This is a genomic window from Azospirillum humicireducens, from assembly GCF_001639105.2.
GTDB lineage: Bacteria > Pseudomonadota > Alphaproteobacteria > Azospirillales > Azospirillaceae > Azospirillum > Azospirillum humicireducens.
Genome location: NZ_CP028907.1, coordinates 545,667 through 570,830, shown reverse-complemented (window position 1 = coordinate 570,830; position 25,164 = coordinate 545,667). Strand labels below are relative to the sequence as shown.

The window sequence follows — 25,164 nt, the reverse complement described above, 5'->3', positions numbered from 1 at the left end:
GGCGTCCTTCCCAGCGGAGGCTTGGTCAGTGAGCTGTATTGCTGCCGATGCCGATAGACGGCTTGTCCAATCAAGATTTGGGAAAAGGCTCCAAACTGCTTGATAGGATCGGTCAATTTTTTGATATTTCAGGTCAGCCCATGGTTTCGGCCGCTCATGCGCACTCCAGCGCGCCGCGGAGAGGGTGCGGCCTGCCGATCGACATTCAACATGGTCCCGGCCGCTGTGGTCTTCGAAGGCCTTGGGCATCCGGTCACAATCGATTCGTGGCGCGGGTGTCCCGTCGGTTGACGATCTGCACAACGCATGCGGGTGGTATCGACGCTGGCCCGGATCTTTCTGCAAGTGCAAACACAGTCATGGTTTCTTTGGCGTACAGATTTCATCCCGCTATGATTCTCTCTTCCTCCGCATAGATGACGGAGGGGAAAATGAAAAAACACAGGAGACCCTCAAATCGAACCCTTAAACAATGATAATCATTGAATTATTGGCGATATATTTTAAAGCAATCAATTAATTATTAGTAGTAATTACAATTACTTGTTTTTATAAAATCATTTTGAATGTGCAATAATACATAGATATGTCATCCATATGCACTCGTAGACATATGACGAAAGCGCTGATACCATTGGATATAGTAAGAGAACGAACGGTTAATTTGGTAAACCATGAGAGAGTTGTTTTTTATATGAGCATTGCTTTCACGCATTCGTATGTCGAGCGCAGTGAGATGTCGGGCATTTGCCATGCATTTCCACTGTTGCCGTGAATTTTTGGAGAGCCGCCGGGATCAAGCCCGCAGAATCGAAGAAAAAGGCGAACTATGGTCGAGCGTAGATTGCTGGTTGCCGCGATTTTCATAGTCTGCCTGGCGTTCGCGCGTGCCCCCGTTCTGGCGCAAAGCCCGATGCCGTCCATTGGCGCCCAGGAGTTGGACGTCCTGATCGTCATTGATCAATCCCAAAGCATGGGCGGCGGCCGCAACGAGCCGGCGAGCGATGCCGAAAGCCACCGGATAAGTCTGGTGGAGCAAATCCTGCGCCGCCTGTCCGCCGATATCTTCGAGTCCTCCCGCCGTCATCGTGCGTCCATCATCGAGTTCGGGTCCGCCGACAAGACCAGAGTCGCCGTCGACTGGGTCGAACTGGCCCACGACCCCGCCGACCCGGCCAAGCCCTTCACCACGGTCGATTTCGCCATGGCGCGGGTGGCGCCGCAGAACCTGCATTACACCGATACGCCGAAAGCGCTTGCTCTGGTCAAGAGTCAGATGGACCGGCTGAAACCCGTTCCGGGCGCATCCGCGCGAAGCCGCATCGTCCTGCTCATCACCGACGGGCGGCCGGAGCGGCAGAACAACGCTCCCGCCAAGGTTCTGCGGCAGGAAATCGAAACCCAGGTGCGAGCGTTGCGGGATGCCGGAGCCGTGCTGTGGGTGATCGGTCTGGATAGGAACAACCGGTTCTGGGATCAGCAGCTTGCCGATGGCGGCCCCTCGGACGGCACATTCTGGCGGACCGTCACCGGCGATGCCGACAGGGCACTTCGCGCTGTCGGCGCATTTCCGGACGCGGTCAAGCTCGCCAACGTCTTCGTCGACCGCTGGCTGAGGGAGCGCACGCCGGCCCCGTCCGGATGGTCGTTCGTCGCCACGCCCTACCTGCGTCAGCTCGTCGTCTCCGTGCAGTACCCGCGGCCGCAACCGGCGGTGACGCTGGTGGATCCGAGCGGCCGGACGGTGGCGCCGGTCGCCGGCGCCGGTTCGGCCGGCGGTGCGACGTCGGGGCTTTTCAATCTGTTCGTCCTGAAGGATCCGCCGACGGGCGAGTACCGCCTCATGTCCGTCGACGCCACCGAAGCCCTCATCGAAGTCCGCGAGTATGGCCCGGTCGCCACCCTGGTCGGCCCCGGCGGGGAACTCCCCCGCGAGGTTCCCTCCACCCTGGCGTTCCAGCTCAATGGCGCCAATCCGCGGATCGCCATGGATGCCGTGCCGGGATGGCCGATTTCGGGCACCGTGCAGATCACAGGCGTGGGCGGCAGGCAAGTGGCCGAGGTGCCGGTGCGCATGGCGGAAAAGGGGAGAGTTCTGGCCGATTGGACGCCGGACACCGCCGGCCAATATGTCGCCAGATTGCGGCTGAAGGCGACAGGCCCGGACGGAAGCGTGCTCGACCTGTTCCGCGGCGCGGACATCAACGAGTTCCCCCTGACCGTTTCCCGACATGCTCCGTTTAACCTGATGCTGGAAGCGCCCGCGGTCGGTGTCGTCGGGCTCTTTCCCGGTCTCGGAGAAGATGGCGTCGACCTGCGCTTCCGTCTCGTTGAGGGCAGTGGCCGGTTCATCGAACGGCTGGATGAGGTCGTCGCCAATCCAGCCACCTGGCTCAAGGCCGAAGCGATCGATCCGGTTTCCGGACAGCCGGTTGGCGGACCGCTCAAGGTCGCGCTGGATGGCGACCGCTTCGTGGTTTCGCTGCCGGCCGGGTTCGACCTGTGGCGTGGCGAGGGATGGCTGGTTCCGCTTGAGCGGGCCCTGCGGGTCAAGCCGATGGATGCGCTTCTGGACGGTCGACGGCTGTCCGGTGTGCGCCTGGACGGGGGTGCAGTTCCCGAACGCGTCGCGGGCGATCCGATGACGTTGGCAGGGTTCCTCCTGCGCTGGCCGCTCTGGGTGACCGCAGGGCTGGCGACGGTCGTTGCAGCGCTGGCCGCGGCACTCGTGGCGGGAGTGGCATGGTGGCAGATCCCGCGTCACCGCATCCGCTCGGAAGACCGGCGTCGCGGGGCAGTCGTGGAACTGATCGTTTACGACCGGCGCCGCGGCTACCGGTCGGGCAAGCAGATCCCGGTCACCGGCATCTATCGGCAAACCTTCAAGCACGTCTTGGAGGTCCAGGACGGCGGCACGCGCCGCAAGATCGCCGCTCTGTCGCTGCGCCGAATGGACGTGGCCGGCGGACGCACCGCGGCGGAGGTCACCTACCGCTACGACGGCGATCCCAAGCCGTACAGCCACATCATCAAGGCAAATCCCGATGGCGAGAAGCTGCGCGGGCTGAAAGACCACGACTGGTTCATCGCTCTCCGGGAGACCACGGCGCGCTCAGCCGCCTGATCTGCCTCAACACCTGACCATGAAGCGCGGGGAAGGACCTGAACAATGACGGTGAAAACGCTTGTCCTGGGGTTCGGCGGAACGGGCACCCACATCCTCACCTACTTGAAAGAGCTGGCGGTCTACAAATACGGCAGCCGGCCGCCGCACCTGGCCTTCATCGAGTTCGACACGATCACGCGCAGTCTCTGGAAGCCCGGCGAGACCGTCGACATCGCCGGCGGCGCCGGGGCAAAGGAGGTCATCGCCACCGGCCTGACCAACGAGCACATCCACCTCGATCCCAACTCCGAATATCTGCCCCTCGAAGAGGGGCAGCCGGGTCTGCGCACCCTGGTCGAGAACGAGATGACGGCGGCCGGGGACCGCAACCGCCATCCGCATCTGAAGAACTGGCTGCACACCGACTGGATTTCCAAGATCGTGCCGCCCGCCGCCCGCAATGTGACGAGCGGCGCCGCACAACAGCGGCAGATCGGTCGCTTCGCCATGTTCGCGAACATCGACCGGATCACCGCGCAGCTCACGAAGACCCTGCGCGATCTCGCGAACAATGGCACGGGCGACGTTGTCAACGTCTGGGTGATCGGTTCCGCGGCGGGCGGCACCGGCGCGGGCTGCCTCATCGATGCCGCCGTCATCGTCCGCATGGTCGCCCAGCAGTTGGAACTTAAACCGACCATCGCCGGCGCCATCGTTCTTCCCGACGTGTATGACGGCGCCCACGGAATCAGCCCGGCGCGTGCCTACAGCTTCTTCCGCGAACTGGCCCGCTTCCAGGAACTGGATATCCCGGCGGAGGACCGCTTCGCGACGAGCACCGTTCCGGCAACGGCCGCGGCTGACATCGTCTACGACGCTTACGGCCAACAGCGCGCACTGATCCCCGACCGCCTGTTCGATTACCTCGTCTATCTCGGCGAACGGTGCACTGGAAACGAGAAGCGGATCTCGTTCTTCAATTCCGTCGCCAACGCCATCGACAGCTTCCTCGACGTCAACATCGGCCCGAAGATGATGGAGGAGCTGGTCAACCAGGACGGCCATCCCCTCAGCTTCGGCGGCGCCCGACTGTCGATCCCGCTCAACACCTATGCCGAGCTTTTCGTCTGGGAACAGGTCCAGGACTTCCTGCGCGCGATCGGTGCGCCGAAGGAGGAGGAGGACGGCTTCATCACCGGCGTCCACGTCGGAGCCCAGCGCGACCGCCAGGACGCGGCCCGCGCCCGTGTCGAGAGCATGCTGAAACTCTTCAAGGAGCTGCGCGACCTCGCCGACCAGGAGCGCGAGCGGCTTCCTGCCTACATGGAGCAGCATCTCGACCCGGAAACCGTGGTCAACCGCTGGTACGAGTTCGGAGCCATCGAGGTTTCGCGACAGGAGGTGACTGCGGACGAGCTGGCCAACGACCTGCCGCTGGCCTATTGCAACCCATTCCTGTCATATGGCGACCTCAACGACGGCCTGCCCGTCGAACGGATCGAGATCAAAAGCTACGAGGAGAACCGCAGGGCGAAGGGCATCAAGGAATCCCAGACGGAATCCCGTGACCGCTTCGCACGCGATCTGCGCGCCACGCTCGACTCCTACACCGATCCCCAGGGCGGCGAACGGACCTTCGAAAAGGGCCGGCGCCTCGTGCGCAAGGTGATCTCGCGCACGCTGAACGAGATGACCGACCGGATGATCGCCGAGGCGATCAACGCGACCCAATCCATAGGCGTGACCGCCGAGGACCCGGCCGCCGGAACGCCGCTGACGCGGCTGTATGCCGAAACGCAGGAGCTGGCGGGTCTGGCCGGGCCGCTCGGCACCATCGAGGACGTGATCAAGCGCTGCCTGGACCACATGGATTCCGGCGCAGCACTTCAGCGGCAGGAGGTCATCGACGCGATCACCGGGCTGGGCGATGTCCGCCCCCCCTTCATGTCGCTGACCACCTGGATCGACGGCCCGCAGAAGGCGGCGCGCGACGATGCCGCGCGATATGTGACCTGGTTCCAGAAAAGACACCTGCTCGCCGACATGCGCGAGATCGTCGGGGCGGTCCGGAAACGGTACGGCCAATGGTCCGACGCGATCCGGGAGGCGCTGGTCCACACGGTCCTGCCCCAGGCCGGGCAGCTTCCCGCCCTGAGCGCCGTGCGCAAGAACCACATCCAGCGCCTGACCGACCGCCTGCTGCGGCTGTCGCGCGACGACCGTGCGATGATCAGCCTCGCCTCCCGCCAGGAGCAGGAGAACGGCGCTTTCGACATCACCATGCGCGGCTTTACCGATGTGATGAGGCAGCGGGCGGTCATCGACCAAGGGAGCACGCTGGCCGACCAGATGGTGGCGCGAACCCGCTGGCAGGCCGCCATCGGGCCGGACGGCCGCCCCGCCGTCTCGCTGGCCATCGAACAACAGGGCGGCACCTTCCGGCCCGTGGCCGATCTGCGCGACGTGCACGAGCTTCTGCGCGACCGGTTCCGTCCAGCGGTCGACAGCCGGCTTCAGGACATCGACATCTTCGACTATCTCCAATACGAGCAGCAGCACAACCGCACGCATGAAAGGCTGTCCGTCGACGAAATCGTGAAGCGTTTCCGGGGGTCCGCAAAGCTGCTCCTGAGCGACGGGCGCATGGCCGCCTGCCGCTGGGTCTACCGGCAGCCGAGCGGCGGCGACAAACAGAACATCGCCGATGCCCTCAGGGCGCGCCTGGCGGATGCCAGCGACGGCGATCAGGTCAACAGCCCGATCACCACCTACTCCGATCCGACGTCGCTCATCCTGCTGAAGGCGGCGCGGATGGAGCACGGCCACATCAAGGACGTGAAGGATTGCGAAAAGAAGTATCTTGAAACCCTGCGCGTGGAGCGCGGACAGGGAGCCGACGCGGAACTCCAGCGTGCGCTGATCTACCATCCGTTCCGGGGCGAGGCCGAGGCCTGGTTCATCGAGCGCGTCTTCTCCCGGCGCCTGTCCCTGGAGATGGAGGCCTCCCGCCTCATACCGCCGCGTATCGTCCGGCTGCTCGACAACCCGCATCAGTTCCAGGCGTTCGTGCATTGCTTGGCGACCGGTGCGGTCTTCCGCGACGAGGCGGAGCGACGCTGGTTCTGGAGGGCGCCGAACCGGGATGCGCCGGTGGACCTGGACAATGGCGATCTGATCCGTGCGGCGGTTGTCTTCGTCCTCCAGCGGCGGGAGGCCGGCAATGCCAAGCGGTTCCCGATCACTGCCGACGCCGCATTCCAAAGCGCCCGTCAGGCCGCCGCGGATCCTCAATCGGCGAACCGAAACGGGGAGACCGAGCGCTCCTACTTCGAGCAGCTGGAGGACTTCATCCGCGACGAGCCGCTGACGAGCTTCCTGAAGGCAAGCGTGCCGATCAGCGAGAACGCACTCGGCAATGCCGTCGGCGAAGCCGAATACAGCCGTCTGATCGATGGGTTGCGGATGTCCATGCAGTTCTACGGCAGCCCGTCGACCAAAGCCGACCTGTCGGCGCGAACCCTGTACTGAATGGTGGCGGTGGTGACGGGACGACGGAGAAACCTCTTCGGTGGCGATTTCCTGGTCGGCTTGCTGGCTTTGATCGGGGGGCCGGTTCTGGTCCTGGCCGGGCTCTGGGGCTGGGCGGTCATGACAGCAGTCCAGCCGCAGGGCGGCCCGCTCGCCGTGACGGCCGACCGGATTCTGGTGATGGGCGGGGCGGTCCCGCTGCGGATCGATTTCGCCGGCGTGCCGGATGAAACCGGTGGCAGGCCGCTGCCCCCGCCGCCGGTCGACCTGCTCGTCCTGGTCGACGTCTCCGGTTCCACCCGGGAGACCCGGCCGACCCTGCTCGCCGCGATCGAATCGGCAGCAAACGACCTGCTGCTGTCGGGGGCCTCTGCCAACCGGGTGGCGGTCGTCAGTTTCGACACCGAGGCGCGCATCGAGGCGGATTGGACCGCGTCGGCCGACCGTGTCTCGGCGCGCGCCCTGGCGCCGCTGCTCGACCGTAGCGGCGCCAATGACTCGCGCGCGATGTTCCGCGAGATCGACTCCGTCATGGCGCGCGCCCGTCCGCAGGCGCGGCGGCTGGCTGTCTTCTACACCGACGGCGAATGGGTCGCGTGCTCGTCATGCCCGAACCCGATGGGCTGGCCCGAGGTGATTGGCGCAAGCCAGGCGCTGCGCGGCAATGAGGTTGAACTCTTCGTGGTCGGAGTGCCGAACAGCCTGGACATCGCCCACATGTCCCAGGTGACGGGATCGCCCGGCCGAACCCTGATCCCCACCAACCAGAGCGAGATCACGGCCCAATTCCGCAGCGTCACCACGACGGATGACGGCATTGCGGCCCATCGCGCCCGGCTGGCGCTGCCGATGGACGGGCGTCTCTTCGATGTCGTGGCCGAGGACGGCGGCTGGTCGGTCGGCAACGCCGACGGGCGTCTTGCCCGCCGGATCCAGCCGTTGCGCCGTTCCCCCGCCATGTTCGCCGTTACGGTTCGCCCCAACATCCTCGGATACGTGCCGGTGACATATGCACCGGCCCAGCTGCGTTATCCGAAGCCGGACGGCACGGGCGAGGTCGAACTGCGCTCCGGCACGCCGTCGATCCTGGTCGTCTCGCCGCTGTTCCTGGCAGTTGCCTTTGCGCCCGCATTGGGGTGGGCGGCACTGGCTCTGCTGTCCCGCCCGAAGGAGGAGCCTCCTCCTCCTCCGTCAGACTCCATTCCTAAGCCGCCTCCGCCGCCGGTCCAGGTGCTGCGCCTGCCGGTACCGGCGAGTCCCGCTGAGGCTGCCGTACCGACGCTGATTGTCGGCGTCGGCGGCTGGGGCGGACGAGCCGCACTTGCGGTACGCCGTCACCTGACCGCGACGGCAGGGGGCAACCGCACACCTCCTGTCGGCTTCATCGCGGTCGATGTGGACTCCGACGCCTTGTCACAGGCGCTTGCGGCGCAGCCGGGCTCCCAGGACTTTCCGGTCACGGCACTGACGGCCCCGGTCGCCGTGACTGACGCCAACCAATGGTTGCGCGACCGGATTCCGGATTCCGCAAGGCCCGGCACTGTGTGGTCCGGCCTGCCGCTCCGCAAATACCAGGGCGCATCGCGGCAGGAACTCAGCCTCGAACGAGGCGTGCATGGCGACCGGACGCTGGGCCGGGCAGCGCTGCTGCGCTGGTTCGAACATGGTGGTCTTGCGGAAGCGCTGCAAGACGGACTGCAGGCGCTGATGGCGCGTCCGGCGGCGGACGGGGTGCGCCAGATCGTCGTGCTGCTCGATACGGCCGGCGGCTTCGGCAGCGCCGCGGCGCTGGACATCGCCCGGGTGCTGCGCCGGCAGGCCAGGGCGGCCCAGGCTGCGGGTGTGATCATTCCAGAGATCCTCTGCATCGCCGCCGAAGGCGGGGCCGGCGCCCCGGAGCGTGCGCGGCGCACGGCATTCCTGCGGGAATGCGAAACAGCCTCGCGGCTCCCGTGCTATCCGCGGACTGTGCTGCTGGGCTCGGCACGGCCGGAGCTGGCGGCCACCGACGACGAGGCGCCCTTCGACACGGTGATGACGGTGTCCGGCGCCCCGGACGATGCCATCGCACAGACGGTCGTGCTTTGCGACACGCTGCTGTCGCCGCGCCCGCGGCGGGCGTGGCTGCCGGCGATGGCGCGGTCCGCCGGTCCGGTCGCCGCAGTCACGGCACGCGGGCTGACGGTCCCGGCCGCGACGGAACACCGGCTGACGGAACAGGAGTTCCTGCTCCGTGTGATCGGCTGGCACCTTCTGGGCGGCATCACGCCGGCTCCGGACGGGTCCGGCTACGACGTGCCGGCCCCGTCGGCTGAACGTCTGTCCAATTTGGTGGCGCAGATCCGCGCCGCCGAACCGCCGGCCTCGCCATGGGCCATGCTGCTGCGTGCGGCGGCCGAGCCGCAGGAGCTTCCCGCCTTTCTGGCGATGGTGCCGACACTGAACGGCGGCGCGCCGGAATGGATCACACGATCGGCGGCGGCGTCGCTGACGGCCATGCTGTGTCCGGCGTCCGGGCAACCGCCGGGAAACTCCATCACGCCGGTCGAGGTCGCCGCGCTGTCGGAGTGGCTTGCGCAGCGCATCGCCGGTCCGTTGGCGGGCGAGGCCTCCGGGCTCGGTGCCGCGCCGGATGCCGTCGCGGTGCTGCAAACCTTGGCCAAGGGCTTCTCGGTCCTGTCCGACAGTTGGCGCGGCTGGACCGGTCGTCTGCTGTCTGCGGCGAGCGAGACCGCGGCTGAATCCGCAAGGCTGCGCGCCGCGACGGCGCCATCCGCGAGTGCCCTCGCGATCCTGTCGGACGCGGCCGACGACGAGGGGATCGGCCGCAGGCTGGATGAGGCCTTCACCGTTTGGCTGCGTGAGCACGGCCCGAATGCCAACCTGCGCAGCCACCTGTCCTTCGCCGTCGTGGTCGAGAACGGCACGCCGGCCCCGGTGCTGCGCAGCCGCATCGGCCACCGCGCCGACCACCGCGACCCGGATGCCGCTATCGCCATGCTGCGGCGGGCGGCCGCTCCCGTCGCCGGCCTGGTCGGACACCGGCAGATCGCCGGCGTCCTGGCGACGGTGGATGCCGGCGAGGCCCGGCGTCTGGCGGAGACGCTGATTGCCGCTTCCCGTCCGGCTGCCGGGACGTTGCTGGTGCGGCCGAGCGCGTCCGACCGTGCGGCGGAGGCAACGATCGTTGCCTTCAGCCGGACGGTCGTCGAACCGGCAGGCTGCCCGCCCCGATTGGAGGCGACCGCGTACGGCCACGCCACCATGGCGCGGATCTCCTGGGCGGCGCCGCTGCCGAGCCGGCTTCCATCCCACACATTGCCGGTGGTGCAGCCGCTCGACTTGACCGCGGAACGCCTGCGGCTGCGTCTCAGCCAGTTTCTCGACCGCCAGATCGACGACCTGCCGCCCGCGCTCGCCCTGGCGGCGGCCGATCCGGATCGCTTCCGCTCGTTCGCCCGGCTCTACCGCGGCGGCTGCCTGTCGGAACGTCCGGACCCCTGGGGGCGCATGAGCTGGTTCCTGAGCGAACCCGGTGTCTTCCTGACCCAGGGCGACCCAAGCCTCGCTGCGGCTGCCGCAGTCTTCGTACGGTCCCCGCCGGTGCCGGAGGTTTCCGAACGGCCGGAATCGGGAGACTTCTCTGTGCTCGACGCCTGGACGCGCTCGCATGTCGAGCCCAATGCCGACGCGGGAGAGCGCCTGCTGACGCTCGCGGCCATCTCGATCGCCCTCGAAGAGGAGGTGCTGGCATGACCGCCATGATCATCCTGGGACTCTTGATCCTGTGGGTGGGCTCCGGCTGGGGTCTCATCGCGTGGTTCGGCCGGTCGCGCGGCAAGGCGGTCCGGCGAAGCGTCTCCCGCCGCATCGTCGGCCGCGGCGACATTGTCACCGTGACCGTGGCCGCCGAGCCGCCGATCAGGACGGAAGCGGTCCAGAACCACGACGTCGTCCTCCTGCTCGATCATTCCGGCAGCATGGGCGCAACCCCCGGCAGCCCGTTGCGGGAAATGATCCGGGCTGCTTCGGCTTTCGTGCGACGGCTGCCCGATCCGATCCATGTCGCCGTCGTATCGTTCGATGACGCCGCGGAATGCCTGTGCGGATTCACGGGCGACAAGCGTCGGGCCATCCATGCGATTTCCGCCATCCAGCCCGGCGGTGGAACGCAGATCGGAGCCGCGCTGGCGCGCGCCGGCGAGTTGCTGGACGCGTCGCGCCCCGACGTGAAGCGCACGGTCATTCTTTTCTCCGACGGTTTCGACACCGTGGACGATGTGCTGCCGCATGCCGAGGCGCTGCGCCGTCACCCGGCCGGACCGGCCGTCTATTGCGCCAGTTTCGGCGGCGATGAGACCCTGGCGCTGATGTCGGCGGTGGCCGGCAGTTCGGAACGGGTTTTCCTGACCGCCCGGTTCGACGGCTTGGTGGCCCTGTTCACCGCCCTCGCCGCCGAGGTGAGCGGGCAGCGGGCAATCGCCGGACTTCTCGACGAAGTCGCCAACGCTCCCCGTCCGTTCACGGTGGACGACACCGGCGGGGCGATGCCGGTCGACATCCGGACCGCTCAGGGCACCAGCATGTCCTGGCCTCTGCCGCAGTTCGACGGAATCCCGGTGCCGGTAACCTACGGGTTGCAGGCGCACTGCCTGGGATGGCATCCCGTGGTGGCGGAAAGGGGCCGCATTGCCTGGCGCCTGCCTGACGGCGGCATGAGCAGCGCCGAAGGCCCCCCGGCCAACCGGGTTCTGGTGCTGCCGCGCTGGACCGGCTGGATCAGGCCGCTGGACATCGTGATCGCGACGACGCTGGCGCACCCGCTGCTGATGCTGGCTCTGTCACGAGTCCTTCGCTGCCCGTCAGAGCCAGCGCTTCCCGAGGCGGGGAAGGGGATGGCGGCGGACCTTGCCCCGGCTCCTCTGCCGCCGCCCGTTCCGGTGCTCGGATCGCCCCCGTTCCGCCCGACGCTGCGTCCGGCGGTGGTCATCGGCCTTGGCCGGGACGGCCGGGCCGTGGTGGAAACACTGAAGGAGTGGCTCGGCGAACGCTTTGGCGGCAACGGGGGCGTTGCCCTGCTCGCCCTGCAGGTCGGCCCGGTTCGCGAACCCGGCCCCGGCCCCGGCCCCGGCGTCATGCTGGATCCGCAGGAGACACTCGGTCTGCATGCCGACCTTTGGCCGATGGCGACGGCGCTGCGCGGCCAAGCCCTGCCCGATGCCTGGAGCTGGGTGCCGCTCGCATGCTGGTTCGATCGGGGCCAACCCCTGACGACGGCGCGTGGCGCCGATGGCGACCGCGCCAAGGCGCGCGCCGCCGGTCTCGCCAACCACGACATCCTGCGCAAAGCCGTGCTCGACCGCTTGGCAGGCCGCGCCCGGCATGAGGTGGCGGTGTTCGCGGTGGGTGCCGCTGACGACGCCGAGGCGACGGGCCTGCTGGCGGACGTTGCGCATGTGGCGGCCGGCGAGGGGCATGGCGTCACGGCGCTGGCGCTGGCTGCCGACGCTGCCACCGGCGAAAAGGCGGGCATCGCGGCCTTCGCCCGCGAAATGGAACGTTTCCTGGCACGGCGCGAGGACCCGGTGGTGGTCGAGCGCGATGGTGAACGCCATGTGGCGCGCCATCTGTTCGATCAGATGTTCGTCGTCGGCCGACCGTTCGACGAGCGCCGGGACCGCGTGGAGGCCGCCGCCGCGCTGATCTGGGGGCTGCTCGCCTCGCCGGCACTGGCTGAACGGCTGCCGCCGCCGGCACCGGGCCTTGCCCGCGGTGCGCTGGCCCGCGTCCATCGCGTGCCGCAGGACGCACTGTGGCGCTGGGTGCGGGAGCGCACGCTGGAAGAAGGCGTGCTGCGGCGCTGGCTCGGCCTGGAGGGACAAGTCGACGCGCTGGTTCCGGCGCCGCTCGATGGCGGGCTGCTCAACCAGTTGGTCACTGCCTTCTGGTCCGGCCCCGCCGCTCCGCAAAGCGTCCTCCTGGCCGGAAAAGTCCAATCGGGCGAAGAGCCGGTTGGAGCCTTCGTATACGGCGGCGGCTATCTGCCCGTTGATCGGCCCGACCACGAACAAAAGGCTTTCTGCGACCGCGAGCGGATCCTTCTCGGCCTGTATCTCGAAAGTTGGTGCCGCAGGGCCATCGACGAGGCCGCGGCCAAGGGGCGCTGCCCGGTCGGCGGCATGCGGGCGGCAGTAACGATCCTGCAGACGGCCATGGCCGATCTGCACGCCAGGCTGCTGCCTTATGCAGACCGCCCGGAGAGCGCTTCCTTTGCGGCGTTCGGATCGTCCATCCTGCTGGAAGCGCGGGCGATGCTCTCCCGTCTCGCGGCATCGCTGGCTGGCTGGGAAGCGGTGTTTCTGTCCGGCGGCTCGCGGGCGCCGGTACCCATGTCGGTGGCCGGAGCGCTGGCGGAGGCCGGGCGGGACCTCGATCGTTGGCCCGGTTGGGAAGCGCGTGTCCGGCCGCGCTTGGACGCTTGGTTCGCCCGTCAGCTTCCGAACCTGTGCGACACCCTGCGCTTCATCCCGACCTGGCAGCCCGCCGAACAGACGGTGTCGTTGCGCCTCGGCGTCTTCGGTGCATCCCTGACGGCGCGGGACGACATCGGTCAAGCCTTGCGCGTCGGCCTCGACCGTTACGCCCAGGAGGTGCTGAGTTGGCCTGACGAGGATTGGGCGCAGGCGCACGGCGCTGCCGGGGATTCAAGCTGGATCGGTATCGGCGGGGCGGCGCCAACGGTGTTCGGACCCGGAGGCGACGTGGTCGACGCCGCGGACCCCGCCATTGCGATTGCATTGTCCTGCGATCCGGCGCCGGTCGCCCGGCTTCTTCACGTCTCGGCTTCCGCCGACCACGCCGCCTTCGTGTGGCCGGAGGAGTGCAACGCAGCCCGGATCGCCTGCCTGATCGGCAATCGGCAGGACCGCGAGCCGGCACCGTTTTCGCCGCTGGCCGTCAGCCTGCTGCGGGAGCCGTCCGCATTGCTTGCCATCCTGGTGGAAACGGCGCAGGGGCACCTGAAGGAGGATGCCGACGCGGTGGTCCTGACGCGCGCCGGGCGCCGCTATCCCCTGGCGTTGCTGACCGGGGACGGGCTGCGGCTGAGCGACTACGAAAAAGCCCTGGACCAGGCCGTCACGATGGCGGCGGCGCTCGATGGAACGACGCTTCCCGCCATCGATCCCTACGCTGCTCTGCCCCAGGCGTGGGTGGCCGACCCGAAATCCTTCATCGCGGCGCTCGAGGAGTCGCCGACCGGCAGGCTCGTCCGCAGCGAGCCGGGTTGGACCCAATGGAGCGATCTCGCTTGGGGGCTCTGCCTGGACCGGATGTCGCGGGACATGGTCTGTGCTTGAAGGAACCGCTTTCATGAGACGACGGGTTTTGCTGGCCGCTGCCGTGGTGACCGGCTGGATCGCCGCATTGGGGCCGGTGGCGGCGCAGGTGGAGGCGCCGCTGCCGTATGGCACGCATTTCATCATGCTGATCGACGATTCCGGCGACATGGCGAAGTACCGCAACCGGATCGTCGCCGATGCGCCGTCGATCCTGTTCGGAGACAAGCGGCCCCATGGCGGCGCCGAGGCCAGACGGTTTCCGGTCTTCGATCCGACCCGTGACGTTCTGTCGGTCGCGGTCTACGGCATCACCGAAACGAACGTTCGGGACGCCCGGTGCAATCGGGATGGCGATCCGCCGAATCCCAACAGCTTCCTCCCGGAAGACCTGTTCGTCTGGATCGACGTACGGGAGCCCAAAACAGCCGCCATGCTGTCGCAGAAGCTGGCTGCCAGGATCGGCGAAGCTGTGCGCGGGCCGCGGCCGGACTGCCGGCTGCGCCACGACGGGTCTCCCATATCCACCGCGTCGATTCTCGCCCTGACGACTGGCAAGGACCGTGTCCCCGCAGACAGCCGGTTCTCGCGCGTCGTGCTGGTCAATGTCACCAACCTGGTCTCCAACACGAACCCTTCCGCCGAAATCGCCCAGTTCGCCCGGAAGCAGGGCACCCAGAATCATGAGCAGGCGTTGAATCTGGCCCGGCTGGTTCAGACCAACTTCTATCTGAACTCGCCGCCGGATTGGATCGTCACGCCGGACGAGAGAGGTGGCCTGACGGCCGGCTTTTCAGATGTGTCGGATAGATTCCATGTGGTCTTCACCGAAGCGAAAGCGGTCGAGAGCGATCCAGCCGGACTGATCGACGTGCCGCTGCGGCTCGTCCTCGACCGTGTCGCGACGTCCCCCAACGATGTCGTCGTCGTGACCGACGACGGCCGCACGCCCGAGCTGGTCGTGCGCGGAGGCAGCAGGTTCAAAGCCGAACGGGTGTCGGTCAACGGCAAGCAGATATCCAGCTGCCGCGATGGCTGCCGCAGGCAGCTGCTCGACCTGATCGACATCGGCGAAGCCGATTTCAAGGGCGGTTCGCCGCCTTCCAAGCCCCCGGCTTCGGTCCGGCTTGCGGCGGAGTTCCGCTATGACACGCCGGTCTACCGGAACCTGATGTTCCCGGTCGACGAACGCCGCATCGAGATCGCGACGAAGCCCGTCCTGACGGTTCAGCGGGAGACGGTGCTGCCTTGGTTCGCCTTGCCCATCCTGGATGGGATGTGGGAGGAGTGGTTTCGCGAGATCACCCTCGACAACCGCAACCTGGCCGCCCTGTGGCGGGAGGGAGACGGGCGGCTGACCCAGGAGGACGCGGTCAAGCGGATCCTTCAGGAGCGCGCCCGCATCCGCGACCAGGGCCTCGCCTATGGCGGCCCGGCTGGCGTGCTCTTTCTGCTGTTCAGCGGCAGCGGCGCCTGGTCCCTCTATGCCCGCCGCCGTTTCCGGCCGAGGTTGACCTGGCAGAGCGCCGGCACCGTGAGCATCGGTTTCGACGCCCCCGGTGAGGCGCCGATCCTGCTGGGCACGGTCGAGGTGTGGAACGTGGCCCCCCGGCGTCCGGGTGGACATGCCGAGGAGCCGCATCGCGACGCCGCCGTGCGCGCCGCCGGCTGGGAGCTGCCCGGCGGTCTGGTGCTGGACGGGGCCGGCGGGCCGGTGATCGGCTTCGCCGCGGCCGACGCCACCGGCCGCCTTGAGCCCGAGATCCGGCAGACGATCTCGCACGGAATGGTGATCGCGCTTTTCATCGACCCGCGCACGATCCTCGATCTGGAGGTGCCGGCCGTCACCGGGCCGGTGGACGTGCCGGTGACCGGGATGGTCCAGCTGAGCTGGAGCCGGATGCAGAGTGACCGCGTCGGTACGGGTGGGCTTTCGCTGGAGATCGCGCTGACATTGCGGCTCGTGCCCGAATCGCCGCGCGAGCCGCAGGTCGGTTTCGAACCGCCGGCGATGACGCCTGAATTCCGCGGTCATCGAGAAGGTGAACCGCCGCAGGCCTGCCTGCTCGGCAGCTTCCATTTCGTCAGCAACGCCCGCCGGCGCTTCGCTCTGCCCTTTCAGGACCGTTTCACCCTGCGCGTGGAGCGCCCGGAGGGGCCGTTGCCGGACGACACCGCGACGCTGGACAATTCCGACGTGACCGTCGCGGCGGCGGCGGCCGAAACCCGCAGGGCGATGCTGTGGTGCGACGGCACGCATGTGTCCAACCCGCCAGCCTCCGACGAAACCTATCGCTTCATGCTTTCCGGCCGCTGCGCACCCGGATCGGCCGCCGGACCCCATCTTGCCAGGCTGCGCCGGGACAGCACGCGGTGCGACGCCACGCTGGTCATCGTCGACGGCGCGCAGCGGATCGAGATCGCCTGGGACCGCCCGTCCGACCAGCCATTCTGGCGGCGCCAGATCGGAGACGGAGGATACACGCCGCTCGTTCCCTTGCCCGGCGACGTTCTGGAACTGTCGGGCCGGGATGTCCGCTTCGACGACCGTCGAAACGTGGTGATCCTGTTCGACCTGGAGATTGGCAACAGCGGCATCGATGGAAATGGGACGGTCGACGCCGCGATCGACAGCCGGCTGTCCGGCGAGGCGGTGATCGTTTCCGGATTGGGGATCAGGTCCTCTGAAAGGCCTGTGCTCCAGTTCGTCAATGGCCAGCCTGCGCTTGCCGCACCCAAGGTCCGGGAAGGTCAGCCGGCCGAGCGTCGCGCCATCGTCCTCGACACCAAGCCGATCCGCAGCATCGAAGGCGGCGTGCTGGATATGGGGCTGGTGTCCGCCAGCGTCACCGTCGCCCTGGAAATCGTCGACGACCTCGGCCGCAAGACGGAGCGCACGCTGTCCATCGTCGTGCCCCTGCGCTTGGAGCTGCAGCCGTCGCCGAACTGGCTGTGCATCGATTTCGGCACGTCCGCCATCTCCGTCGCGCACGGGCGCGGCGATCAGGTCAACGTGCTGCAACTGCAGCACATCCGACAGGGCAGCGGCGACGCATCGCCGTCGAACCCTTGCCTTGCAGACTTCGACCGTGCCAACGTCGAGCGCAACAGCCGGTCCCTGCTTCCCAGCTTCATCCTCTGCGACGCCGACCGCCGCCGCGATCCCGTGCCGGATCGCCAGCTGCGGCCGGGCTTCCCGCGTTTCGGTCCGGCGTCGCTGAAGCCGGGCGACCCGTCCTTCATCAGCCTGCCGGCGCCGATGGAAAGCCTGCGGAGTTCGCCGGGCCGGGTGATCTATTCGCTGAAGAGCTGGGTCGGGCTGGCGGTCCCCAGGGTTCCGCTGAAGGACAAGGTCTCCTTCCTGCGCGACGGCCATGAAACGATGGAGCGCGACCTGCCCCTGGACGAACTGGTCCAGTCGGGCTTCGCCGCGCTGGCCGAGGCCTACATCCTGCCGGACGAGGTGCGGCCGGGCCAGATCGTCATCACCCATCCCAACACCTTCACCGCATTGCACCAGGGGCGGTTGCACCGCAACGCATTCGCCGCCCTGGCGAAGCGCTTCGATATCCCCCGCCGGGATCGGATACGGCTGCTCAGCGAATCCGATGCCGTCGCCTACCACTATTGCCTGCAGCGCCGCAGCCGGGGCGACCGTCCCACCGGACGCGAGCATATCCTGGTCTACGATCTGGGCGCCGGGACGCTGGACCTGTCCGTGATCGCCATCGACTGGGCCGACGACCGCATTGCCTATCCTCAGCGTTGGCGGACTCTCTTCCGCCTGGGCGTACCCGTTGCCGGCAACCATCTGGACGGGGTGCTGGCGCGGCTGGTGGACACATCCATCCGCGATCTGCTGTCCGCCGATTCGAGCATGTTCGAGTACCGGTTTCCGCTCGTCGCCAAGGCCCCGGTGCGCAATCGCGAGGCCGAACACACCAGCGCCAGCCATTCCCTGTGGCTGGCCGTCCGCGAAGCCAAACAGGGCGGCAGCGGCGGCAGGGGATGGAACGGCACCGAGCCGCTGCGGATCGCCGTGGCGGCGCCCACTCTGCCGGACCCTTGGCCGCTCATGCTGCGGCAGGATTCGATCGAGGCGCGGCAGAATGTGCGCGACCGGCTGTCGGGCGAGCAGCCAATGGACCGGATCAGCCTTTCCTACCAGGTCGGGTCCGGCGCAGGCGAAAGCGACCGGATCGAACTGGTGCTGCCGGCGGGGAGCGTTCACGACTACGGGCCGTTGAGGGAGTATGTGCGCTTCGTGACCGGGGACGTCATCCGCGAGGCGCTGGACGGCAGCGGTCTTGCCCCGGATAAGGTGGACACCGTGCTGATCTCGGGCCGCGGCGCGCTGTGGCCGGGGCTGGCGGATGCCGTGCGCCGCCATTTCCCGGCTACGACCAGCATTCCGGACCTCAACGACGCCGAGTCCGGAACGTCCATGAAGGAGGCGGTGGTGCGCGGCGCCATCGCGTGGCAGGGCATGCGGGCTCCGGCGGAGCCGCCGCCGCCGCCGCGGCTCGCGGTCATGCTGATGCCCCACAAGGACATCGTAAACCTGGAGCAGGGCAAGACGGTCAGCATCGACCTGGGTGACAACCAGTATTTCCGGCTGGTGCAGGTCGCCCTCAAGGCTCCCAGACCCAGGGAGGATCTGGCGACGCTGCGCCAGCACTTCTACATCGACCTCGCCTCGTCCGAATACCGCGTGGACACCTATTGGGCCGAGGACCGGACGCTGGTCGTCACCACCGACGAGACCTCCGATGGTGCGCTGATCATCCGGATCGGCAACCGGACCCGATCCTATTTCGAACTGCGCGCCGATGGAGAGGCGGCCAGCGATGCCGTGCGCCCGCCTTGGCCGATCGGCGATGCCGTCCTGCCTCCGATCAAGGAGTGAGACCGATGGTCAGGATGTTCTTGCTGGCCTTGATCGTCTGCGGCGCCATCGGTTCGACCGCCGCGCAGGTGAGTGCCAAGCCGGTCGGCGAACACAGGGTGGAGTTGGCCGAGATTTGCGGGGCAGGGGGGACGCCATTGGCCCGCTGCACCGTCGTCCGCTACCGGGCTGCCGAAGAGGCCGAGAAGACCACGTCCTTCTGTGTCTATCTTGGGCCGAGCGGTGCCCCGGCATTCCGCAACGACCTCGAAAATCCCGACAGGATCGTCACGCTGGCGCCAAAGGCGGATACAGCGGAGACCTTCGACGCCCGCCTCAAGTCCGACCTCCCAAAGCGGGACCGGAGCTTCGACTTCTCCCCGTTGATCGAGACCGAAGCGCGCGGCCGCCGCATCCGGCGGTTCCTGTTGGAAGGCTCCCTCGATGGTGGCGCAACCGACATGGCGGCGCGGAGCATCCATGTCCCGTCCGACCTTGAAAAGGAGGCGCCGGCCCAACGCTACCGGCAGCTCAAGAGCCTGCTGGAGCAATCGTCGCGGCCATCCGCCCCTTGCCGCCAGTCGGCGACGGGCTCCGCACCGCCGGCCGCCGCTACCCCCTTGTCGGGGGGCCTGTCCGTTTCGGTCGCCGAAGACACCGGTATCGGCCTTCCGAATGCAGCCCTGTCGTCGGCCACGGCCGTCCTGCAACAAAGAGAGATCGACCGGCTGAAAGCGGTCGAGCGGCAGTTACGCGACGACGTCGCTGCGAAGAACGATGAATTTGCAGCGCTCAAGGCGAAACTTCAGTCCCTTTCCCCGTTCGAGGTCTGGACCGAACCCGGAAAAGCCGCCAGCGGCAATGCTGCCGCCTTCCTCTCGACCTATTTCTGGGCGTTCCAGCCTGGAATGCAGATGTTTGGCTCCACCGTCGGGCTGATGGCGCCTCCTGCCGTCGGCATCCTCACCCTGCTGCTGTCCGGCATGGGCATCGGCGCACTGTTCGCGCGCCGGTCGACCGCCGCACCGCAGCCGGAACCGCCAATGGCCCCAGCGCAACCGGCGCCGGCACAAGCTGCCGCCTCGGATTATCCTTCCCCCGGCGAGGTCGTCCACGAGGCACTGAACGAATATTTGCGGACGGCGGTTTTCCTCCATCCGCAGCATTCCGCGCGCATCGGGGCCGTCGGGGACATGCTCCGCCGGATGATGCAGATCGACCGTCGTTTCAACGAACCCGCCTCAGTGTTGCGGGACACGGTGAGCAATCTCGCAAAGCTGGAACATGCGCTGGACGTGCCGCTGGCGGATATGTCGTCACGGATCGCCAGAGAGCGGCAGGACATCCAGGATTGCCGCGCATTGCTGGCAGGGGAAAATCCCATCCAGCTTCAGGAGGAGTTGCGGCGCGATTGGAATGCCGACACGGTGCGGGCGGTTCTGGATGTGGCCCGGCAGTGGCAAGACTATGCCCGCGCCCTCGGGCGGGTGCTGAACGATCTCGGAACCGAGGGGAAGCAGATCGAACGGCAGATCAGGGAGGGAAGCCGGCCCGACACGGATCCCCTGCGTCTGCGTCTGGCCGCATTCGAGGCAATCCGCGGTGTTCTGCACATTCCGCATGACCGGTTGGCGGATACCATCCCGGTGGTCGAGCAGATCTGGGGTGCCTTGGAACTCCTGGTCCCCGATCCAAGCCTCAACCGCCCCACCACTCTGAGGGCGGCGATTCTGGATGCCGTGAAGCAGTTTACGGCCGCGGTGAACCCACCGGGCTCGGATGAGGCGTCGACATCGCGCTCGCTGCCCGAGATCGCCGCTGCCCTGAAATTGCGGCAGGCGGAAGCCGAACAGCGTTGGCTGGAAGGCGTCGAGGGCTTGCGGCGGCTTGACCGGTGGCGGCAGCTCCTGACCGACCGGCTTGGGATTCCCATCGGCGAGGATGAAGAGGCGCAGGTGGCTGCCCTGGCCGCCGAGATGCAAGACAGCCGCGCCAAGGCGCAGCATTTCGACCGGCTGACCGGGGAGCTGGAGACTCAACGCGCCCGCTCCGCATCGCGCTGGCGCCTCGCCGCGGCGCTGCTGAAGCGTGCAGGTCGCCGGATTCCGGAGCCCGACGACGTCAGCGCCCTTGAAACCGCCATTGACCGGATCGAGAGGGACGATGCCGACCTATTCCTCATTCGCGCGGGGTTCGCGTCCATCATGTCGCCGCTCGACCGGGCCATCGGCAGCCTGAGGGCGGCCGGGCGGGACGACGTCGTGGCGCTGCTCGGCCTCGATCAGTTCCAGCCGGAGCTCGCCCACTTCAACGACATGCAGGAAGGCCTTGACCTGTCGGCGGTGCAGGAGCCGACCTACCTTTGGAACTGCCTGATCAGCCCGTCCATCATCTTTCTGCACAAGCTGATGCGGGCCGAACTGGTTCTGCAGACCTATTTTGCGGACGATCCCGTCTTCGAGGCGATCCGGTTGCGGGTGAGCGACGCGGCGTGGCTGATGCGCTGTGCCGTGCGCCATGCGGGTGTCCGGTGCCAAACGGCTCCCCTGCTGCAGCCGGCGCCGGCCGATGCGTCGTTGCGCTATCACACGACGCCGGAATTCCGCGCCGTTCCCGAGATCCGCCGTCAGGTTCTGAAACGGGAAGCCCAAGGTGGCGAATTCACCATCGACCTGCACGCTGCCGGATTTGCCGCGCCGTTCAGCAACACCGCCCTGACCCTGGTCCTTTTCAACCCCGCCGACTGGATCTGATCCGGGAGACATCCGATGCGCCTCACACTCTTCGTCTTCGCCGTGGTTTGGTCGCTGGCCCTGCTGGCCTTTCTGATCCTGAACCCGATCGTCCAGGGAGCGGGCACGCCAACCCCGCCCAGCCTCCAGCGCCCGGTCGCTCCGTAACCGGTGCGGTGCACGATGCCATCCGACGAGGCCTTGCAAGACACCTTGAGCCGGGCGACGGTCCTGCTCAACGGAGACGCCCGCGACCGCGAACGTGCGGTCAGCCTGCTCGCCGACCTGCGCGATCGCTTTCCGCACCGGCCCGAGGGAGAGGCGGCCCGTCGGGTGCTGGTTCGCGAGCAGCCGCGAGCCTGGTCAGCCCTCGACGAGGCCGACGGTCTGGGCGATCTGGAGGCGGATTGGGATCAGATCGGCCGACCGGACGATCCGCGCGTGTGGAGCCTCGTCGAGCGGACCTTCGATACCCGGAGGATTGGCAGCGAACGGCTATGCCGGCTGCAGGAACGGACTCTCGACTTCCTTGCCGGCATCGATCACACCACCGCAAGTTTCGATCTTCTGCTTTGGGTGGCGCGTCTTTACGACATCGCGGCCAGCAATCCGTCCTGCCGTCCACGGGTGGCCCGCGACCGGGATCGCATCGCGCTCCACCGGTTCCGACGTCAGCTCGACACTGTGACGCCCCAAGTGGTGGAGGCATTGGACCGCTGGGACGTGGACGCTGCCGGTGCCGCCCTCGACACGCTCGACCCCGCGCCGGAGGCCTTTGCGCGCGAGGTCGCCGCGCTTCAGGCGCGGATGGCGGAGATCCTGCGCCGCAGCGTTCAGCTGCAGGCTGCGCTGGACAGGGCCGCGTCCGCGACTGTCCGGTCGCCGGGCGACGCCACTCTTCTCGCGGCAACGCTCGATGAACTTGCCGCCCATCGTGCCGACGCGGTCCTGCCCGAACGACTCATCCGGGCCATCGCGGAGGCGGACGCTGCCGCTGCCGCCGCGGTCGCCCGCTGGGGCGCGGATGCGGCACGCGAGGCGCAGGGTCTGGACGGGTTGGTTGTTTTCCAGAGGGAATGGGCCAGGATTCCTCCCCGTTGGCAGGGACGGGAGCAGGCGGATTGGTTCGCTCCTGCATGGGCGGCCATCCTGAAGCAGACCGGGAACACGCTCGCCCGTGCTGCGGACGGGGCGGATGTTGACATCCTGGCGAAACGTTTCCATGACGCCGCACCGCGATTGTCGAGACCTCTCGTGGGTAAGGCGCGGGCTGTCGCGCGAACGATGGCGGATCTCGCTCATGCCTGGCGACAGGCCGCCGCCGGCAAGTTGGCGCCTTTGCCCGATCTGGCCGTCATGGCCGGCTCCGCCACGCTGCCCAAGACCTTCAACGACCTGCGGCGAGCCGCCGAGAGCGCCGACAGCAGTCTTGCCGAAGCCGGGGAGGCCCTTGCCGCAGCGGAGGCCTCGGCCGACATCAATGATGTAAGCCCCATCCAGGAGCGGCTGAACGCGCTGTGTGCCCGTTACCCCGATCTGGAGCGGGCGCAACGCTTACGGGAGCGGGCTGACAGCATTGTGGCGCGCGCCGCCGTCCGACGCGCGCTGGCGGCGTGGCGGGTGGAGGAGGCGGTTGTCAACATGCGGCGGGCCGACCCCTCCATCGATCAGGCAAGCCTTGATGCCCTCCAGCTTGCACTCGGCGACTTCGCAAGGCTCGCCGCCGTTCAGGCCAACGGCGCCATGGCTGCCCAGCTGACCTGGTGGGATGGCTGGCTGATGGCCTTGGGCAAACTTCCGGAGCTAAAACCTTGGCCGCCGGGGCTCGACACCGCATTGCGGACGCTCTACAGGGATCGGTTGAACCGGTTCTCGGCCGCCGTGGACGCCGAACTCGGCGACTCCGCCAAGACGGCCGCCGAATTTCGCGTGCTGACCAAGTTGTTCACTTCGGTTGCCGAGTTTCCGCCGCTGCGGTTCGAGATGGACCGGCTGCATCGCCGTTCGATCGCGCTGGACGTCGAAGCCGCAATCGAGAATGCCGACTGGCCGCGGGCCGGGACTCTGCTGGTGGAGTTGCAAGCCCAAGGAGAGCCGCCGGATCTCTTGGCAATTCTGCACCTTCGGGTGGAGCTCGGCCGTGCCGCGGCGGCGGGGAAACTGGCCGAATGCCTGTTTGAGCGCTGGCATGACGTTCGGACGTTGATCCCCGGCAACGCTCCCGGTCTGGTCCTCGACGCTTTGCGCGGCCGGCGGCTGAACGGGCTGGAGCCGATGGCGCTCGACCGCAATCTGGAAGACTGCGCCACCCATGCCGCGAAATTGACGGCACCGGATTCGCAGATGGGCAAGGAACTGGCCTTCTGGGCGGAGTGGAGCGCACTGGCGCGCGGTTTGTGGAAGACGTCGGCGCCGGCGGAAGATGAGTTGCTGCGCGTCAGCAGATTCTACCGGCTTGTCCCCCCGCAATGGCGCCAGCTGCTCGTGGCTGACGTGCACCGGTTGATCTCCATGTGGAAGGACCGCGGAGATGCCGTCACGCTGGCATGGGCCTCGCGGCTGTTCGCCACGCTGAGCGACGTGCGGATTGGTCCGGACCCGCTGCATGGACTGCTCCGGAAAGCGGACGAGACCGCGAAGCGGGTCGTGGACGATCTGATCGGCCAAGCGCTGCTGTCAGCGGACATCCTGAAGAAGTCACGGCAACTCCTTCGCGGCGAGTTTGACCGCTGGATGGCGTTGCTGCGGTTGCTCGACGCTGCGGGCGACGGGGGGCATCGCTCGATCCCGGACGCTTTGGCCGCAGCCGTCGAACTCGTCGAGACGCTGGCGACCCTGTTCGACGAGATGGGGCATGTGGAAGCCGCCGATTTTCGCGACGAAGGGCTGGGCACACGCATCGAGCATGTCCGGGCCAGGATGATCGCGGTTTCAGAGACCGCCAACCTGCCTGGCCTTGGTACGGTCGCCGACTCTCTGGACCGCGTCGAACAGGCTTGCCGGGTGCGCCACGTTTGGCAGGAGTTCTATAGTCTGTGCGCCCTGGTCGGCCGGGACCAAGCCCCCCTGGACGGTACCAACAACCGGATCAGGCAGTTGGTCAGGGAGATCGCGCACATTCTTCGCGAGAGCGGTGTCGAAGACCGGCCGGGTGGCGTCTCCCTGTTGCGCGATGTGACGCAGTGTCTTGTCAGTGCCAATCCGGCCCGGTCGGTTCCCAGCGGGACGATGGCGGCAAGCGACCTCCTCGACTTCGCAGACCAGCTCTGCGGGGAGGAGGAAAAAGCCCGCACCACCCTGATCCTCATCGAACAGCGCCTGCCACGCGGCACGCTCGGCAACCCCGACGACCAGCGTTATGACCTGTTCTTCCAGTCGCTGCCCCACTACCCGCCGGCCGGGAGCATTGCGCGGCAACTCTACCGCGCCTTGATGCGCCGCGATCCGATGCCCGGCATTGTCCGGCAGGCGCCGCACCGCCTGCCGAAGTGGCTGTTGACCCTATGAGGGACTGAACCGGTCCGGCTTTCCGGGAGGCCGCGCTGCGCTTGGCGTCGATGTGGCCCGCCAGGGCGA

Annotated in this window: 8 protein-coding genes; all 8 read left to right on the top strand. The window is 67.4% G+C overall.

The window, feature by feature from the left end; genetic code table 11:
• Positions 1-829 precede the first annotated feature (829 nt).
• Entirely contained in the window at positions 830-3,124 is a 2,295-nt protein-coding gene (locus tag A6A40_RS29665) for a vWA domain-containing protein (protein WP_108549391.1), read from the top strand.
• A 45-nt stretch (positions 3,125-3,169) separates the two neighbouring features.
• Positions 3,170-6,634, top strand: coding sequence for a tubulin-like doman-containing protein (locus tag A6A40_RS29660; RefSeq protein ID WP_108549390.1), 3,465 nt, complete (start codon positions 3,170-3,172; stop codon positions 6,632-6,634).
• A gap of 120 nt (positions 6,635-6,754) precedes the next feature.
• On the top strand, positions 6,755-10,390 hold the full coding sequence (locus A6A40_RS29655) for a VWA domain-containing protein (protein ID WP_146191670.1): 3,636 nt from the start codon (positions 6,755-6,757) through the stop codon (positions 10,388-10,390).
• The gene (locus tag A6A40_RS29650) at positions 10,387-13,992 is read left to right on the top strand and encodes a vWA domain-containing protein (protein WP_108549388.1); all 3,606 of its coding nucleotides are present in this window, start codon (positions 10,387-10,389) and stop codon (positions 13,990-13,992) included. The genes A6A40_RS29655 and A6A40_RS29650 overlap by 4 nt, the downstream gene beginning before the upstream one ends.
• A gap of 13 nt (positions 13,993-14,005) precedes the next feature.
• On the top strand, positions 14,006-18,877 hold the full coding sequence (locus A6A40_RS29645; protein ID WP_146191669.1) for an acetate and sugar kinases/Hsc70/actin family protein: 4,872 nt from the start codon (positions 14,006-14,008) through the stop codon (positions 18,875-18,877).
• 5 nt (positions 18,878-18,882) lie between these two features.
• On the top strand, positions 18,883-21,609 hold the full coding sequence (locus A6A40_RS29640; protein ID WP_146191668.1) for a coiled-coil domain-containing protein: 2,727 nt from the start codon (positions 18,883-18,885) through the stop codon (positions 21,607-21,609).
• Positions 21,610-21,624: 15 nt separating this feature from the next.
• Positions 21,625-21,756 carry a hypothetical protein gene (locus A6A40_RS32170; protein WP_257792315.1) on the top strand — a complete coding sequence of 44 codons (132 nt, stop codon included), beginning with the start codon at positions 21,625-21,627 and terminating at the stop codon, positions 21,754-21,756.
• A 15-nt stretch (positions 21,757-21,771) separates the two neighbouring features.
• A complete protein-coding gene (locus A6A40_RS29635) occupies positions 21,772-25,095 on the top strand; it encodes a hypothetical protein (RefSeq protein ID WP_108549385.1) in 3,324 nt (1,107 codons plus the stop codon).
• The last annotated feature ends 69 nt before the right edge of the window (positions 25,096-25,164 follow it).